15 protein-coding genes are annotated in these 15,876 nt (G+C 55.8%); 4 read left to right on the top strand and 11 right to left on the bottom strand.

Annotation, left to right across the window (positions count from 1 at the left end):
- The coding region (locus ACRDD5_RS05930; protein ID WP_438676182.1) for a family 4 glycosyl hydrolase at positions 1 to 922 on the bottom strand (922 nt) is incomplete at its 3' end.
- On the bottom strand, positions 919 to 2,538 hold the full coding sequence (locus tag ACRDD5_RS05925; protein ID WP_438676181.1) for an alpha-glucoside-specific PTS transporter subunit IIBC: 1,620 nt from the start codon (positions 2,536 to 2,538) through the stop codon (positions 919 to 921). The genes ACRDD5_RS05930 and ACRDD5_RS05925, both read right to left, overlap by 4 nt.
- Positions 2,539 to 2,758: 220 nt before the next feature.
- Between ACRDD5_RS05925 and ACRDD5_RS05920 the strand changes: the two genes are divergently transcribed.
- The gene (locus ACRDD5_RS05920) at positions 2,759 to 3,493 is read left to right on the top strand and encodes a GntR family transcriptional regulator (protein ID WP_438676180.1); all 735 of its coding nucleotides are present in this window, start codon (positions 2,759 to 2,761) and stop codon (positions 3,491 to 3,493) included.
- Here ACRDD5_RS05920 and ACRDD5_RS05915 read toward each other — a convergent pair.
- The 3 genes from ACRDD5_RS05915 to ibpA form a co-directional block, all read right to left on the bottom strand.
- Positions 3,473 to 5,134 (bottom strand): putative transporter, encoded by a 1,662-nt coding sequence (locus ACRDD5_RS05915; protein WP_438676179.1) that lies wholly within the window; start codon positions 5,132 to 5,134, stop codon positions 3,473 to 3,475. The two genes, ACRDD5_RS05920 and ACRDD5_RS05915, sit on opposite strands and share 21 nt — an antisense overlap.
- A 112-nt stretch (positions 5,135 to 5,246) precedes the next feature.
- Positions 5,247 to 5,675 carry a small heat shock chaperone IbpB gene (gene ibpB, locus ACRDD5_RS05910; RefSeq protein WP_271283046.1) on the bottom strand — a complete coding sequence of 143 codons (429 nt, stop codon included), beginning with the start codon at positions 5,673 to 5,675 and terminating at the stop codon, positions 5,247 to 5,249.
- Positions 5,676 to 5,807: 132 nt separating this feature from the next.
- Positions 5,808 to 6,218: a small heat shock chaperone IbpA gene (gene ibpA, locus ACRDD5_RS05905; protein WP_271283047.1), complete on the bottom strand. Its 411-nt coding sequence runs from the start codon at positions 6,216 to 6,218 to the stop codon at positions 5,808 to 5,810.
- A gap of 309 nt (positions 6,219 to 6,527) precedes the next feature.
- Here ibpA and ACRDD5_RS05900 point away from each other — a divergent pair, with 309 nt between their 5' ends.
- A complete protein-coding gene (locus tag ACRDD5_RS05900; protein ID WP_271283048.1) occupies positions 6,528 to 6,860 on the top strand; it encodes a YceK/YidQ family lipoprotein in 333 nt (110 codons plus the stop codon).
- Here ACRDD5_RS05900 and ACRDD5_RS05895 read toward each other — a convergent pair whose 3' ends face one another.
- From ACRDD5_RS05895 to dnaA, 6 genes are all read right to left on the bottom strand, one after another.
- On the bottom strand, positions 6,861 to 8,087 hold the full coding sequence (locus ACRDD5_RS05895) for a DUF3748 domain-containing protein (protein WP_438676178.1): 1,227 nt from the start codon (positions 8,085 to 8,087) through the stop codon (positions 6,861 to 6,863).
- 50 nt (positions 8,088 to 8,137) lie between these two features.
- Positions 8,138 to 8,950: a sugar-phosphatase gene (gene yidA / locus ACRDD5_RS05890; protein ID WP_271283050.1), complete on the bottom strand. Its 813-nt coding sequence runs from the start codon at positions 8,948 to 8,950 to the stop codon at positions 8,138 to 8,140.
- Between the two features lie 195 nt (positions 8,951 to 9,145).
- Positions 9,146 to 11,560 (bottom strand): DNA topoisomerase (ATP-hydrolyzing) subunit B, encoded by a 2,415-nt coding sequence (gene gyrB, locus ACRDD5_RS05885; protein ID WP_438676177.1) that lies wholly within the window; start codon positions 11,558 to 11,560, stop codon positions 9,146 to 9,148.
- 28 nt (positions 11,561 to 11,588) lie between these two features.
- Positions 11,589 to 12,662, bottom strand: a complete 1,074-nt coding sequence (recF, locus tag ACRDD5_RS05880; protein WP_438676176.1) for a DNA replication/repair protein RecF — start codon at positions 12,660 to 12,662, stop codon at positions 11,589 to 11,591.
- Entirely contained in the window at positions 12,662 to 13,765 is a 1,104-nt protein-coding gene (gene dnaN, locus ACRDD5_RS05875; RefSeq protein ID WP_438676175.1) for a DNA polymerase III subunit beta, read from the bottom strand. Before dnaN ends, recF begins: the two co-directional genes overlap by 1 nt.
- 4 nt (positions 13,766 to 13,769) lie before the next feature.
- Positions 13,770 to 15,164: a chromosomal replication initiator protein DnaA gene (dnaA, locus tag ACRDD5_RS05870; RefSeq protein ID WP_271283053.1), complete on the bottom strand. Its 1,395-nt coding sequence runs from the start codon at positions 15,162 to 15,164 to the stop codon at positions 13,770 to 13,772.
- Positions 15,165 to 15,413: 249 nt separating this feature from the next.
- On the opposite strand from dnaA, the gene ACRDD5_RS05865 reads away from it, so the two are divergent.
- Both ACRDD5_RS05865 and rpmH read left to right on the top strand, forming a co-directional pair.
- Positions 15,414 to 15,536, top strand: a complete 123-nt coding sequence (locus ACRDD5_RS05865; RefSeq protein WP_438676174.1) for a hypothetical protein — start codon at positions 15,414 to 15,416, stop codon at positions 15,534 to 15,536.
- Between the two features lie 229 nt (positions 15,537 to 15,765).
- Positions 15,766 to 15,876, top strand: a 111-nt coding sequence (gene rpmH, locus ACRDD5_RS05860; RefSeq protein ID WP_288709833.1) for a 50S ribosomal protein L34, incomplete at its 3' end; no start/stop codon positions are given.

Raw genomic sequence — 15,876 nt, 5'->3', positions numbered from 1 at the left:
AATTTCCTGCCTTAATAATTGCCCGGCAGGCGCTGAACACGTGCTTCTCGCGGTGATCCATCACTTCGTTGGCGCGCGTTCTGGCCGGGTTGGCGTGCTCGACGACGTAATCCGGGAACAGGTAATACTTCAGGTAGGTGTTCGGCATGGTGTCCGGGTCCAGCGCCTGCACGTCTTTCGCTTTGGCAAAGGTGTCGTTCCAGCTGGCTTCCGTATGCGGATCGCTTGACGGAGGAACATAGCCATATTTCGCTACGTGTTCGCGTAATTTCGGCATCAAATCGTTACCGTTCAGATCTTCAATGGATGACCACCAGCCAAAGTGGTTCAGGCCGTAGTAGCGCACGCGCATCTGCTTTCTGTCTTTCAGGCCGACTATCTGCGCCATGCGCCCTTCGATGCCGATCGGCATATCGCAAATGTTGAGGATTTTCGCCTTTGGACGCAGGCGGCGCGTGGCTTCAGCGACAATCGCCGCCGGATTGGAGTAGTTGAGCATCCACGCGTTTGGCGAGTACTGCTGCATGTAATCCACCAGCTCCAGCACGCCGCCGATGGAGCGCATGCCGTAAGCCATCCCGCCCGGGCCGCAGGTTTCCTGCCCTAATACGCCGTGGCGCAGGGGGATTTTTTCATCCTGTTCGCGCATCGGATATTTGCCCACGCGAATGTGTGCCATTACAAAATCCACATCGGTGAAGGCCGCTTTCGGATCCGTGGTGTAGCTGAACTCAATCTCCGGCGCCTGCTCTTTGAGCAGAATTTTGCAGGCCTCGGCGATCACTTCCTGACGCGCGCCATCGTTGTCATAGAATTTCAGAGCTCGCAGGGGAAAGCGATCCCGGTTTTGCAGCAGCATCAGCACGATGCCAGGGGTAAAGGTGCTGCCGCCGCCGGCGATAACTACAGAGAATTTTTTCATGATACTGCCTCCGTCATGGTGATGGGTTCGTTCGGTAATGGGGTTTTCATCAGGCTTTCCAGCTGGTCGCGTACCTGAGGCACGTGCAGGCCGACAATCACCTGAATGGCGTTGCCGCGACGCACCACGCCGTGGGCGCCAAGGGCTTTGAAGATGTCGTCGCTTTGGGTGTTAGCGATATCGACGAGGGTGATGCGCAGTCGGGTCGCGCAGTTGTTAATACTCTCAATGTTCGCCGCACCGCCGAGCGCCTGCAGGAAGCCCGCAGCCTGCCCGGAAATCGTCCCTGGATGGTTGGCCGTGGTTTTGCCGCGAGAAGCCTGATAGTCGGCTTTGCTGTAGAGCTTGATTTCGCTCTCTTCGCGGCCCGGCGTTTTGAGGTTGAACTTTAGGATCAGGGCGCGGAAGACGACAAACCAGATGGCGGTAAACGTCAGGCCAATCCCAATCTGGATGAACATCTCCGTGGCGTGGTTGTGGAACATGGGGATCCAGTTGAGCGGCAGAAACTCATTGAGCATGCCTCCGCCAAACATACCGACCACGCCCGCCATATACATCACTGCCGTCATGGTGGCCGCGAGCAGAGAGTGAATAACAAACAGGAACGGGGCGATAAACAGGAAGGTGAATTCCAGCGGTTCGGTGATGCCGACTAAAATCGCCGTCAGCGTGGCGGGTATCAGCAGTCCCGCCACTTTGGCACGGTTCTGAGGGGCGGCAGTGAAGTAAATCGCCAGCGCCACGCCGGGCGCGCCAAACACTTTGGCGTTGCCGTGCATCGAGAAGCCGCCCGTCGGGAACAGCTCCTTCAGCGGCAGCGTGCTGTGGCTGAATTCGTTCAGGTGCTGTACCCAGTAAGGCTGCAACCCGCCTTCCACCACCGCCGGGCCAAACACGAAAGGGCCGTAAACGAAGTGGTGCAGGCCCGTTGGGATCAAAATGCGTTCGAGGAAGGTATAAATCCAGACGCCCAGCGCGCCGGCCCCGCTCAGGAAAGTTTGCAGCGACTGGATGGATACCTGCACCTTCGGCCAGCACAGCAGGGTCAGCCAGGCGCAAGGCAACATCAGGAAGAAGGCCACGATGACCACGAAGGAGGTGCCCTGAAAGATGCCGAGGAACACCGGAAGCTGTTTTTCGTAAAAGCGGTTGTGGAGAGCGGTGACAATCCCGGAGATAAAAATGGCGCCGATGATGCTGGTATCGAGCGTTTTGATCCCCGCTATCATCGCCAGCCCGCTGCCTGCTACAGGCTCATTGGCAAAATTGACGCTGAAAAAATCCCCCCAGACGGTGCCCATCGCATTAATGAAATAGTTCCAGGTGAGGAAGCTTATCAGCACCGCCAGACACGCCCGACCGTGCGCGTGTTTCGCCAGCCCCAGCGGCAATCCCACTGCAAAAATCAGCGGCATGTTGCGGAACACCGCCCAGCCGCCCTCTTCAATAATCTTCACTATCTGAAAAAAATGACTGTCCGGCCGGGTGAGTCCTTCGCCCATGAACATCGGGTTTTGCAGCATGATGGCAATCCCGACAATCATGCCTGCAAAGGGGAAGAGCAGCACCGGGGTGAACATGGCACCACCAAAACGTTGTATTTGACTGAGCATTTTCACATCCTCATCGAAACCTTGTAGGGGAGAGGCCTTATTAGTTTGTGTGCTGGCCTGGGATGAGCATATGAAGTTATGGGATCGCCAACAGGACGCGCCGTTGCGATTCGTGACCGTGTTCATGGTTTAAATCTTCGCCATGAGGTCTACTTTTTACGCATAAATTAGACATCACGCGTCACCATTACCCCGTTAAAAGACCAGAAGAGGTCCACGAGTGATCTACAAATCCATTGCCGACAAACTCAGGCTTCGGCTCAATTCGTCAGACTTTAATGTGGGCAGCCCGCTGCCCGGGGAGAAGGCGCTGGCGCTGGAGTTTGGCGTCGCCAGAATGACCATCCGCAAGGCGACAGATTTGCTGGTGGCATGGGGGCTGGTGGAGCGCAGGCACGGCAGCGGCACTTATGTGGCGCGCAAGGATGTGCATCACGAAACTACAAACCTCACCGGGCTGGTGGAAGTCCTGCGGGAACAGGGAAAGTCCGTGGTCAGCAAAGTCCTGACGTTTGAGGTGATGGCTGCGCCGCCCGCCATTGCCAGCCAGTTACGTATTCCGGTGGATACGCAAATCTACTTCTCGCGCCGCATTCGCTACGTCGAGGGCAAACCGCTGATGCTGGAAGACAGCTATATGCCGGTAAGGCTGTTTCGCACTTTGTCGCTGTCGCATCTGGAGGGATCGAAGTTCGATTACATCGAAAAAGAGTGCGGGATCACCATCAGCGGCAACTACGAAAGCCTGGCCCCGGTGCTGGCGGATAAGCAGCTGGCGATGTCGATGAACGTGGCGGAACACACCCCGCTGCTGCGTATTACCTCACTTTCCTACAGCGACTGCGGGGAGTTTCTCAATTACTCAGTGATGTTCAGGAACGCTCGCGAGTATCAGGTGGATTACCATTTGAGGCGCATCCACCCGGATACGCCGCTAACCCATTCCCCAGAATAGAACGACCAGCAGCTGCGGCGTGATGATGCGCAGGAACATGACCAACGGATAAACCGTGGCGTAAGAGAGCGCCGCTGCGCCGCTGGTGGCATGCAGGTTGTTGGCAAAGGCCAGCGCAGGCGGATCGGTCATCGACCCGGCCAGCATGCCGCAAATAGTCAGGTAGTTCATTTTGGCGAGCAGCCTGGCAAGAATGCCAACCGCCAGCAGCGGAATGGCGGTGATGAAAATGCCATAGGCGACCCAGCTTAGTCCTTCGCCGTCCGTTAGCGTACGCACAAAATCGCCGCCTGACTTCAGCCCGACTACCGCCAGAAACAGCACGATGCCCAGCTCGCGCAGCGCCAGGTTCGCACTTGGCGGCATAAACCAGTAGAGCTTGCCGATGCTGCCGATTCGCCCGAGGATCAGCGCCATAATCAGCGGCCCGCCAGCCAGTCCCAGCTTCAACGCAACAGGAAAACCGGGAATGAACAGCGGCACCGAACCCAGCAACACGCCCAGACCAATGCCAATAAACACAGGCAGCATCTGCACCTGCTGTAATTTCTGCTGCGCGTTCCCGACTTGTGCCGCCACGGCATCAATAGACGCCTGCCGCCCGACCAGGTTGAGAATGTCGCCGAATTGCAGACTGGCATTGCTGCTGGCGACCAGCTCAACCCCGGCACGATTAAGGCGCGAGATCACCACGTCATAGCGCTGTTTAAAGTGCAGGTCGCGGATTTTCTTCCCAAGGACTTTTTCGTTGGTGACGACAACACGCTCCACGTGCAGATCGGTTCCGCGCGTTGAAAGCGAAGTTTCCACCTCTCTCCCCATCACCAGCTGGGCGTTGTGCAAATCTTCCGGTAGCCCGACCAGATGCAGCAAGTCACCAGACTGAATAACCGTGCCCGGTGACGGCACCATCAACATCTCTTCCCGCTTAAGACGGGAGCAGATGATTTTATCGCTGTTGAGAATGGGCACATCCTGAATAGCCAGGTTATGAATATTAGGATTTTCAACGCGAATGTTGATGGTATGCAGAAGTGGATGCCCACTGCCGGTTTGCGCATCGAACTGCTGCGCCTCGTTTTCAACCTTAATATGGAAAAACAGCCGCACCAGCCACATGGTCAGCAGAATGCCGCAGATCCCGAACGGATAGGCCATCGCGTAGCTCATGCCCATCTGATCAACCACATCCACCGGTACGCCGAGATCGCGCAAAATCTGCTGCCCGGCCCCTAAAGCGGGCGTATTCGTCACCGCCCCGGAGAAAATACCCAGCATGACAGGCAAAGGGATCGCGAACACCTTATGCAGCAGCGCTGTCACCAGGCCGCCTAGCAGCACTATCAGAATAGCAAAAAGGTTGAGCCGCAAACCGGAAACGCGCAGCGAAGCGAAAAAGCCCGGCCCGACCTGGATGCCGATGGTGTAAACGAAGAGGATCAGGCCAAATTCCTGAATGAAGTGCAGCATCTCCGCGCTCAGGGAGATGCCGAGCTGGTCGACAAAATGGCCAACGAAGATGCCGCCGAACAGCACACCGCCAATGCCAAACCCGACGCCGCGGATTTTGACATTCCCTATCCACAGCCCGACCACCGCAACCAACGCCAGCACACTGACCGTTAACGCAATTTCACTCATGACGGCATCCCTGTGAATAACAGTAGAGTTAGCAGGGATTCTCGCAGAGGTCTGACCGGTTGTATGGGCGATGGCGCACAAAAAGAAGCCCCGCCGAGGCGGGGCTGTATCGTTAGCTGTTCAATGCCGGACGTTCGCTAATGGCGATCCGCTTCGGCGCAATCTCTTCGGGCACGTTGCGGGTGATGTCGATATGCAGCAGCCCGTTAGTGAAGGTAGCCCCGGTGACTTCCATATGTTCTGCGAGCGTAAAGCTCAGGCTGAACGGCTGGGTCACCAGACCCTGATGCAGCCATTTGGTTTCGGTCTCGGGTTTTTCCGGCGTACCTTTCACCGTCAGGCGCGTGCCTTCGAGCTGAATATCAAGGTTCTGCTGGCTGAATCCCGCCACGGCGAGCGTAATGCGATAGTGGTTATCGTCGCTCTTTTCGATGTTGTACGGCGGGAACGCCTGGCTTTCAGGGGTGCTTTGCAGCGCGGTGGCCAGTTTGTCAAAACCAATCCACTGGCGCAGCAGCGGGGATAAGTCGTAATTACGCATAGTCATTCTCCTTCTGAGAAGCGAGTTCGGCACAGTTTTTTGTGCGCAGTTGTCCCGGCAAATCCTCATGGATCCACCTCTGCTCCCGATTCGGCAAGCATTCAGTCTGGGCCGCAGCAGCGACCCGAATCATTAGTTAATTTCGATACGGCGCGGTTTTTGCGCTTCCGGAATAACACGTTCCAGATCCACATACAGCAGGCCGTTAACCAGGTTCGCACCGTGAACGTGAATGTTCTCGGCTAACTGGAACTTACGTTCAAAGTTACGTTCCGCGATGCCCTGATACAGATAGGTACGCTCTTTCTGCTCGCCCGCGTGCGCGCCTTTCACCACCAGCAGATTATCCTGGGCGGTGATCTCCAGTTCGCTTTCCGCGAAACCGGCTACGGCAATCGCAATGCGATAGTGGTTTTCGTCAACCAACTCAACGTTATATGGCGGGTAGCCATTGCTCTGGCTTGAATTATTTTCTAAATGATTAAACAGACGATCAAAGCCGATGGCTGAACGATAAAGCGGAGAAAGATCGAAGTTACGCATACAGTTAATACTCCTGAAATCAGCAAGAATTGTCGCCTTCCACCGTGGACAGGCTGGCGTATCCTAAACGCCCATCAGGCGCGTTTGTTCATGGATACTCTTCTAAAATGGGTCTTGTTCCGATCTTTTCAAGAGCAGGTTAACGAGAAATTTTTGCACTTTACAGCGACTGGCATAGACTGGGTCTACAGCACGAAAGGTAAAATGCGATGGGTGCCACAGAGCGGTACTTTTCAACTATTCATTTTGAGCATGGCCCGTTATAACCGGGGAGCAGGCCGGTCCCGAGCCATTGATGATGACTGACGAATGATGAAAAATGTTCTGATAAAGCTGACGACGTTCAGCGCAGCAGTTGTGCTTTGCGGGTGTTCGAGCGTGATGTCTCACACCGGCGGCAAGGAAGGAACATATCCCGGCACGCGCGCCAGCGCGAACATGTTGACAGATGATGACACTAACTGGGGCACCAAATCCCTGGTGGTACTGGATATGCCGTTCACCGCCGTTGTCGACACGCTCCTGCTGCCGTGGGACCTGTTCCGCACCGATAAATCCGTGCGCTCCCGCGTGGAGCAAAGCGAGCAGGAGACGCTGGCGACCAACGCCGTGATCCCACCCGCTGAGATGCCCGTCCGCTAGTTACTGCCCGGTTTCCGTCACCCACAGCTGACGGAAACCGTCGACCTCTTCCATCCAGGCCAGATAACGTCCATCCGGGGACCAGACCACCGCATCACCGGACGGTGGATTGCCGTGATCGGACGTCAGCCAGGTGACCTTTCCGGACACGGCATCGCAGCGCGCAATTCGATTATTCAGCACAAACCCCAGCGAGTGCCCCGCCGGATGCCAGTTAAAGGCCGACTGGATATCGCTCTCGTTATGTGTCAGCTGACGAAGCTGGCCGCCGTCCGGCGCAATCAGCCAAATCTGCACCACGCCGTTATCATCTCGCATCAAAAACGCGATCGCGCTCGCCTGCGGGTTGCTGCGCACCCAGTGGCGCGGCGCATTCATAAGCCCCGGGAAGCGGGCATCGTGGGTATGGGTTAAACGACGCTGTTCAACACCTGCCGGCGGTGCGGGCATGCTCACCGTTGTACCTTCGAGCGGCGCGTTGCCCGCCCGCTTCCAGCCCTGCTCACTTTGCGGGAGATCGACAATAAACAGCTCTGGCACTTTTCCACCGTCTACGGACAGGGTGTCGCCGATAAAGGCCAACCGATCGTTGCCGACCCAGCCCTCTTCGTAGGCGCGGTTGATCTCATCGCTGCCCGGCGTCGGTTCCGGCGTTGTGCGGCTCACCAGCACGCTCCAGTGTGTTCCGGCATATTCGCGTGGATGATGGCCGCCAGGCGTCACCGGGCCAAAGGGGGCCGCGACACCCACATTACGCAAATCCAGCTTCGGATCCAGGGTGCGCAGCACATGGTCATTATAGGTAAAGCTGACAAACTGCCCGTCAGGGCTATACACATGCACATGGCTGCCGCCGCGCAGCGCGCCTGGGGTGAAGGGCGCAGTGATATCCATCGCATCCAGATTGCTCACCTTCCCCTGTTTCGCAATCACCCCCTGGCGGTGGTGAAAATCATACTGCCAGCAGGCATCCGGATGTTGCGGGCCGTGGATGAAAACGTACCTATCGTCCGTTGGATGCACAGTCACCACACCGACATGCGCGTCGTTTGTGGCGCGATAAATCACGTCGACTTCACCGGTACTGACGTTAACCCGTTCGATGGTTTCGCCGGTAAACGACGCTCCGGATGGACGCACGTCAAAGGCCAGCCACAGGCTGTCTGCAGTCCAGGTACGGGTGTTGGTCAACTGATGATGGCGGGGAGCGAAAGTGATTTGTTTCATGAGGATACCCTGATGCGCGGATGTCGCATCAGGGTATAGCAAGAAGGGGCTTAGTTCAGCACAAACTTCTCAATGGCATACGCCACGCCGTCTTCGAGGTTAGATTTGGTGACGAAGTTAGCCACCTCTTTCACCGACGGGATCGCATTTTCCATTGCCACGCCTAAGCCTGCGTACTCCAGCATCGCAATGTCGTTTTCCTGATCCCCGAGGGTCATGATCTCTTCCGGCTGGATCCCCAGCGCATCGGCCAGCGACTTCACGCCGGTGCCTTTATTGACGCGTTTATCCAGAATTTCGAGGAAGTATGGCGCACTTTTCAGCACGGTATATTTCTCTTTTACGTCCGCCGGAATGCGGGCGATGGCCTGATCCAGAATCGCAGGCTCGTCAATCATCATCACTTTCAGGAACTGGGTCGCCGGATCCATATTTTCCGCTTCACAGAACACCAGCGGGATGGTGGCAACGAAAGACTCGTGCACGGTGTAATAACTGATGTCGCGGTTAGCAGTGTACAAGGTGTTGCGATCGAGCGCATGGAAGTGCGAGCCCACATCGCGGGAGAGTTGTTCCAGATACCGGTAGTCGTCATAGCTCAGCGCGGTTTGCGCCACGGTGCTGCCGTCGGCGGCTTTCTGCACCAGCGCGCCGTTGTAAGTGATGCAGTAATCACCCGGCTCATTCATGTGCAGCTCTTTCAGGTAGCTGTGCACACCTGCGTATGGGCGACCGGTAGTCAGCACCACGTTCACGCCCTGCGCACGTGCGGCAGCAATCGCGCTTTTAACGGCTGGAGAAATGGTGTGGTCTGGCAGTAACAGCGTACCGTCCATATCGATTGCAATGAGTTTGATAGCCATGGGATCCCCGGTTGGAATGAGTCTTTTCTCATGCTAACGCGATTCCGCTCAAAAAACAGCAAAGAAAAGGGGGATAGAAAGGGGAAGCAGGATTCCTCTTTTGCAGACAAAGAAAAGCCCGGTGGCGCTAGCGCTTACCGGGCCTGTGAAACCTGTAACCCCGATAAGCGCTAGCGCCACCGGGGAACAAACGGCTTAGATATCGATATTCGCCGCTTTCAGGGCGTTCTCTTCGATAAAGGCGCGACGCGGTTCTACGGCGTCACCCATCAGGGTGGTGAACAGTTGATCAGCAGCGATGGCGTCCTTAACGGTCACGCGCAACATGCGGCGGCTTTCCGGATCCATGGTGGTTTCCCACAGCTGCTCTGGGTTCATTTCGCCCAGACCTTTATAACGCTGAATGTACAGACCACGACGGGACTCTTTCACCAGCCATTCCAGCGCCTGCTCGAAGCTGGCAACCGGCTGACGGCGTTCGCCACGCTCGATGAAGGCATCATCTTCGATCAGGCCGCGCAGCTTCTCGCCAAGCGTACAGATACGGCGATATTCCGCACCGGTCACAAACTCCTGATCCAGCGGATAGTCAGTATCTACACCGTGGGTACGGACGCGGATCACCGGCTCGAACAGCTGCAGTTCGGTATTTTCAGTGAGGTCGAACTTCCACTGGCTGCCGTGCTGCTCGTTCTCGTTCAGATCGCTGACCAGGGTGTTTACCCAACGGGTTACCGCCTGCTCGCTGCTGAGATCGGCTTCGGACAGCGTCGGCTGATAGACCAGCGCTTTCAGCAGCGTGCGCGGGAAGCGACGCTCCATACGGCCAATCATCTTCTGCGTCGCGTTATATTCAGAAACCAGCTTCTCTAACACTTCACCCGCCAGGGCAGGTGCGCCTTCAGTGGTATGCAGAGTCGCGCCATCCAGAGCGATAGAGAGCTGATACTGATCCATCGCTTCATCGTCTTTAATGTACTGTTCCTGCTTGCCTTTCTTCACTTTATACAGCGGCGGCTGGGCAATGTAGACATGGCCGCGCTCAACGATTTCTGGCATCTGACGATAGAAGAAGGTCAACAGCAGCGTACGGATGTGCGAGCCGTCGACGTCCGCATCGGTCATGATGATAATGCTGTGATAGCGCAACTTGTCCGGGTTGTATTCGTCACGGCCAATGCCGCAGCCCAGCGCGGTGATAAGCGTTGCGACTTCCTGAGAGGCGAGCATTTTGTCAAAGCGCGCTTTCTCAACGTTGAGGATTTTACCTTTCAACGGCAGGATCGCCTGGTTCTTACGGTTACGCCCCTGTTTTGCAGAGCCGCCCGCAGAGTCCCCTTCCACTAAGTACAGTTCGGAATGTGCCGGGTCGCGTTCCTGACAGTCAGCCAGTTTGCCCGGCAGGCCTGCCAGGTCCAGTGCGCCTTTACGACGGGTCATTTCACGCGCACGACGTGCCGCTTCACGAGCACGTGCCGCATCGATGATTTTGCCGACCACGATTTTCGCGTCGGACGGGTTTTCCAGCAGGTATTCGCTCAGCAGTTCGTTCATCTGCTGTTCAACTGCCGTCTTCACCTCGGAAGAGACCAGCTTATCTTTGGTCTGAGAGGAGAACTTCGGATCCGGTACCTTCACGGACACCACGGCAATCAGGCCTTCACGGGCATCATCACCGGTGGCGCTGACTTTCGCTTTTTTGCTGTAGCCTTCTTTGTCCATGTAGGCGTTCAGGGTACGGGTCATCGCCGTACGGAAGCCAACAAGGTGGGTACCGCCATCACGCTGTGGGATGTTGTTGGTAAAGCAGTAGATGTTTTCCTGGAAACCGTCGTTCCACTGCAGCGCCACTTCCACACCGATACCGTCTTTCTCGGTAGAGAAATAGAAGATATTTGGGTGAATTGGCGTTTTGTTCTTGTTCAGGTACTCAACGAACGCCTTGATACCGCCTTCGTAATGGAAGTGGTCTTCTTTGCCGTCGCGCTTGTCGCGCAGGCGGATAGAGACGCCGGAGTTCAGGAATGACAGCTCGCGCAGACGCTTGGCCAGAATGTCGTATTCGAATTCCACCACGTTGCTGAACGTTTCATGGCTTGGCCAGAAACGGACCTGCGTCCCGGTCGCGTCGGTGTCACCGGTAACCGCCAGGGGGGCCTGAGGTACGCCGTGGACGTAGGTTTGCTGATGCACTTTGCCTTCGCGGCGGATAAGCAGTTCCAGCTTCTGCGACAGGGCGTTAACCACTGACACGCCTACGCCGTGCAGGCCGCCGGAAACTTTATAAGAGTTATCATCGAATTTACCGCCTGCGTGCAGAACGGTCATGATTACTTCTGCCGCAGAGACGCCCTCTTCCGGGTGGATACCGGTTGGGATCCCACGGCCATCATCGGTTACGGAGACGGAGTTGTCGGCGTGGATCGTCACCACGATATCTTTACAGTGACCCGCGAGTGCTTCGTCGATAGCGTTATCCACAACCTCGAATACCATGTGGTGCAGACCGGTGCCGTCATCCGTATCGCCGATATACATACCCGGGCGCTTACGTACCGCATCCAGCCCTTTCAGGACTTTGATACTGGAGGAGTCATAAGAATTCGACATCAACGTTTCTCGCTCATTTATTCTTGGGTTAATCCGTTATTTTACCCTTTTCCACGGTGAACATCTTCGAATTTTTGTCCGACATGTCCATTACGTGCTCAGCGCTGATGGCGCTGACGAAAACCTGCGACTGCGTGGCTTTTAAGCGGCTGGCAAGCAGCCCGCGCCGCGCATCGTCAAGTTCCGAGGCAAAATCATCAATCAGATACAGGCAGCGTCGTCCGCTTTCGCGGGTTAAAAACTCCCCCTGCGCCAGGCGCAGCGCACACATCAGGAGCTTGAGCTGCCCGCGCGATAAAGTATCTTCAACCGGCGCACCGTCAGCACGAATGCGGAAATCCGCCTTGTGCGGGCCGTGCGCAGTATAGGTCAGCATGCGGTCGCGCTCGAAGCTTCTCTCCAGCACCTCGGCATAGTCGGTCTCTTTCTCCCAGCCGCGCTGGAAGGAGAAACTGAGAGAAAACTCCGGTAAAAACTGTTTGCAGGTGTCGGCCATATCTTCGGCGATGCCTGCACTGTATTCGGCGCGCCACCGGCTGATTTGCTCCGCCAGTGGGATAAGTTCTTTATCCCACGGCCGCAGCTGGGCGTAGCGGGTCACCTGGCGTAACGCGGCGTTACGCTGTTTGAGCAGACGTTTGAGGTTGCTCCAGGCGTTAAAAAAACCCGCCTCGTTATGGAAGCATCCCCAGTCGAGGAACGCTCTTCTGTATTTGGGGCCGCCGTTGAGTAAAGTAAACCCCTCGGGGGTGATCAGCTGCATCGGCATCAGCAGTGCCAGCTCGGCCACCTTGTGGCCGTCCGTGCCGTCAATGCGCACCTTGCTGTCGCCGTGCTTGTCTTTGGTCAGGCCAATGGCGGTTTCACGCGCTTCACACTGTAAACGGCCATGAAGCACAAAGGCTTCCTGTTCGTGGCGAATAACGCGGCCAATCTGCAAACTGCGAAATGCCCGACCATGGCCGAGGGTATAGATGGCTTCCAGCACGCTGGTTTTGCCGCTGCCGTTGGCGCCAACCAGGAAATTAAAGCCGGGGGATAAGGCAAGATCCGCGCTTTCGATATTGCGAAAGTCGCGGATCAACAGGCGGGTCAGCGACATTACAGTCTCATTGGCATGACAACATACGCCGCGCTTTGGCTGGCAGCATCTTCAATCTGTACGCTTGAAACGGAGTCCGTGAGCAGAATGCGAACGTTCTCGCACTTCAGCGCATTCAGCACGTCCAGCACGTAGCTGACGTTAAAGCCGATTTCCATTTCGGTACCGGCAGCATAAGTGACGTCGAGGATCTCTTCGGCCTCTTCCTGCTCCGGGTTATTCGCGGTGATTTTAAGCTGGTTTTCGCTCACATACAGACGCACGCCACGGAACTTCTCGTTCGAGAGGATCGCCGCACGGGCAAACGCCTGCTTGAGAATATCGCAGCCCGCTTCCAGAGTTTTGTCCGGGTTCTTCGGCAATACGCGGCGATAATCCGGGAAACGACCATCAACCAGCTTAGAGGTAAAGATAAAATCACCGACGTGGGCACGGATGTTGTTGCTACCGATCTGCACGCGCAGCGGGTTTTCGCCGCCATCGAGCATACGCATCAGCTCAATGACACCTTTACGCGGCACGATCACCGAATGGTTCGGCAACGTGACGCCAATTGGCATCGAGCACACCGCCAGACGGTGGCCATCAGTGGCGACGGTACGCAGCTCTTCACCTTCAGTTTCAAACAGCATGCCGTTTAAATAGTAGCGAACGTCCTGATGCGCCATCGAGAACTGGGTGGCTTCAATCAGGCGTTTCATGGTCGCCTGCGGCAGGGTGAATTCAACTTCACTCTGCCAGTCGTCCAGATTCGGGAAGTCGATAGCCGGAAGCGTGGAGAGCGAGAAACGGCTGCGGCCAGAGCGCACCAGCATGCGATCGCCTTCGAGCTGCACGGCAATTTCTGCCCCTTCCGGTAGGCCACGGCAGATATCAAATAACTTACGCGCCGGAACCGTCGTCGCCCCCGCTTCATGCGGCTGAGACAGCGTCACGCGAGCGACCATTTCCATCTCAAGATCGGTGCCGGTCAGCGACAGCGTTCCTTCAGCAACCTGCAGCAGCAGGTTACCGAGAATAGGCAGCGTAGGGCGGCCGCCTAATGGGCCACTCACCTGCTGCAGCGGTTTTAATAAGTGTTCACGTTCAACGGTAAATTTCATAGCATCACGATGATAATGTTCTGATTAAATTGGAGAAGTCTTCTTTAATGTCGTGGCTTTCTTCGCGCAGCTGCTCGATCTTACGACAGGCGTGCAGCACGGTAGTGTGGTCACGGCCACCAAACGCATCGCCGATTTCCGGCAGACTGTGGTTGGTTAATTCCTTTGCCAGCGCCATCGCCATCTGACGCGGTCTCGCAACCGAGCGGGAACGACGTTTAGACAGCAAATCCGCCACTTTAATTTTGTAGTACTCCGCCACCGTCTTCTGAATATTGTCGATGGTGACCAGCTTTTCCTGCAGCGCCAGCAGATCGCGCAGCGCTTCACGCACGAAATCGATGGTGATCGCCCGGCCGGTAAAATTGGCGTTTGCGATCACACGGTTCAGCGCGCCTTCCAGCTCGCGCACGTTAGAGCGCAAACGCTTGGCGATAAAGAACGCTACTTCGCCCGGCAGACGAATGTCGTTCTCGTCGGCCTTTTTCATCAGGATCGCCACGCGGGTTTCCAGCTCCGGCGGCTCGATCGCCACCGTTAAGCCCCAACCGAAGCGTGATTTCAGGCGATCCTCAACCCCGTTGATCTCTTTTGGATAACGATCCGAGGTCAAAATGATCTGCTGATTGCCTTCCAGCAGGGCATTGAAGGTGTGGAAAAACTCTTCCTGAGATCGTTCTTTATTAGCAAAGAACTGAATGTCATCGATCAGCAGCGCATCAACGGAACGGTAGTAGCGTTTAAACTCTTCGATCGCGTTATTTTGCAGGGCTTTTACCATGTCCTGCACAAAACGTTCGGAGTGCATATACACCACTTTCGCATTGGGCTTACGTGCAATGATGCCGTTACCTACCGCATGCAGCAGGTGCGTTTTACCCAGACCGGTGCCGCCATACAGGAACAGCGGGTTATACGCGCCGCCGGGGTTATCGGCCACCTGACGGGCCGCCGCGCGCGCCAGCTGGTTTGACTTACCTTCGACGAAGTTATCGAACGTGTGTTTGAGATTAACGTTGGAACGATAAGTTGGCTCCGCAGGGGCCGGAACGTTGTCCCAGCCAGAGCGCGGGGCAGGCGCTACGCGCGGCATCTGAATCTGCGCAGTATGGGCAGGCGCAGCGGCAACGGTCGCTTTCAGGGTTTGGGTGACCGGTCTGGTACCCACTTCGAAACGCAACTGTGGGGCATCGGTACCGCAAAATTCGTTTAGTAGTCCATTGATGTTATTGAGGTATTTGTCCCTGACCCAATCGAGCACAAAACGGTTTGGCGCATACAAAGCCAGCGTGTTATCGCTCAGTTCCGCCTGCAACGGGCGGATCCACATACTGAATTCTGTGGCTGGTAACTCATCCTGCAATCGGGCAAGACATTGCTGCCAAAGCGAAAGTGACACGGCGGACTCCACTCGAACATAAAAAGAAAGCTATTGAATAGTCATGATTGTAGACACACGTCGAAAAGACCCGGCGTTTAAGGGTGACGTGCGAACCGCTCTCGGCGGTTTTTACCCGTTCAGGATCCTGGATCGCGATCGGGACCGCGGATCATAGCCTAAACTGAGCCAGAGATCTTGTGTTTCTCACAGTTTCTTCCCTATTTATCCACAGGAGGATCCGAAACCGGATAAGTGTAATCGATCCTGATGGAAGGCCCCCACGATTTAGGCCGTATAGTGGAAAAATTAATGAGTAACGACGCTTTTTTGCTTAAAAGATCTAACGAAGATCCGGGACGATCCTTGCGCTTTGATCTGGAGCCCGTATAATCCTCCACCCGGCGCGCGGGAGTCGAATTCCTGTGTCTGGCGCTGCTTATTTTACGCGCGAAAAGGTGCGGAAAGACGCAGGAAATAAGGAAAGAGAATTGACTCCGGAGTGTACAATTATTACAATCCGGCCTCTTTAATCACCCATGGCTTCGGTGTCCATCGTTCGTTATCCGTTCGGACTCCTCAAAAAGCCATTGAATTTATTCAAGTTTAGGTAGAAATCGCCATGAAACGCACTTTTCAACCGTCTGTACTGAAGCGCAACCGTTCTCACGGCTTCCGTGCTCGTATGGCTACTAAAAATGGTCGTCAGGTTCTGGCACGTCGTCGTGCTAAA

The organism is Silvania sp., from assembly GCF_051656365.1.
GTDB classification, from domain to species: Bacteria; Pseudomonadota; Gammaproteobacteria; order Enterobacterales; family Enterobacteriaceae; genus Enterobacter; species Enterobacter hatchlandensis.
Note: the sequence above shows the minus strand (reverse complement) of the source record. Positions and strands in the feature narration are given on the sequence as shown.

What these genes read in the sequence shown, in the direction of transcription:
- ACRDD5_RS05925 (WP_438676181.1), bottom strand. Translation starts at nt 2,538, where the DNA reads ATGCTCAGTCAAATACAACGTTTTGGTGGTGCCATGTTCACCCCGGTG.
- dnaN (WP_438676175.1), bottom strand. Translation starts at nt 13,765, where the DNA reads ATGAAATTTACCGTTGAACGTGAACACTTATTAAAACCGCTGCAGCAG.
- yidA (WP_271283050.1), bottom strand. Translation starts at nt 8,950, where the DNA reads ATGGCTATCAAACTCATTGCAATCGATATGGACGGTACGCTGTTACTG.
- ACRDD5_RS05865 (WP_438676174.1), top strand. Translation starts at nt 15,414, where the DNA reads ATGGAAGGCCCCCACGATTTAGGCCGTATAGTGGAAAAATTAATGAGT.
- gyrB (WP_438676177.1), bottom strand. Translation starts at nt 11,560, where the DNA reads ATGTCGAATTCTTATGACTCCTCCAGTATCAAAGTCCTGAAAGGGCTG.
- ibpA (WP_271283047.1), bottom strand. Translation starts at nt 6,218, where the DNA reads ATGCGTAACTTCGATCTTTCTCCGCTTTATCGTTCAGCCATCGGCTTT.
- ibpB (WP_271283046.1), bottom strand. Translation starts at nt 5,675, where the DNA reads ATGCGTAATTACGACTTATCCCCGCTGCTGCGCCAGTGGATTGGTTTT.
- ACRDD5_RS05895 (WP_438676178.1), bottom strand. Translation starts at nt 8,087, where the DNA reads ATGAAACAAATCACTTTCGCTCCCCGCCATCATCAGTTGACCAACACC.
- ACRDD5_RS05915 (WP_438676179.1), bottom strand. Translation starts at nt 5,134, where the DNA reads ATGAGTGAAATTGCGTTAACGGTCAGTGTGCTGGCGTTGGTTGCGGTG.
- recF (WP_438676176.1), bottom strand. Translation starts at nt 12,662, where the DNA reads ATGTCGCTGACCCGCCTGTTGATCCGCGACTTTCGCAATATCGAAAGC.
- ACRDD5_RS05900 (WP_271283048.1), top strand. Translation starts at nt 6,528, where the DNA reads ATGATGAAAAATGTTCTGATAAAGCTGACGACGTTCAGCGCAGCAGTT.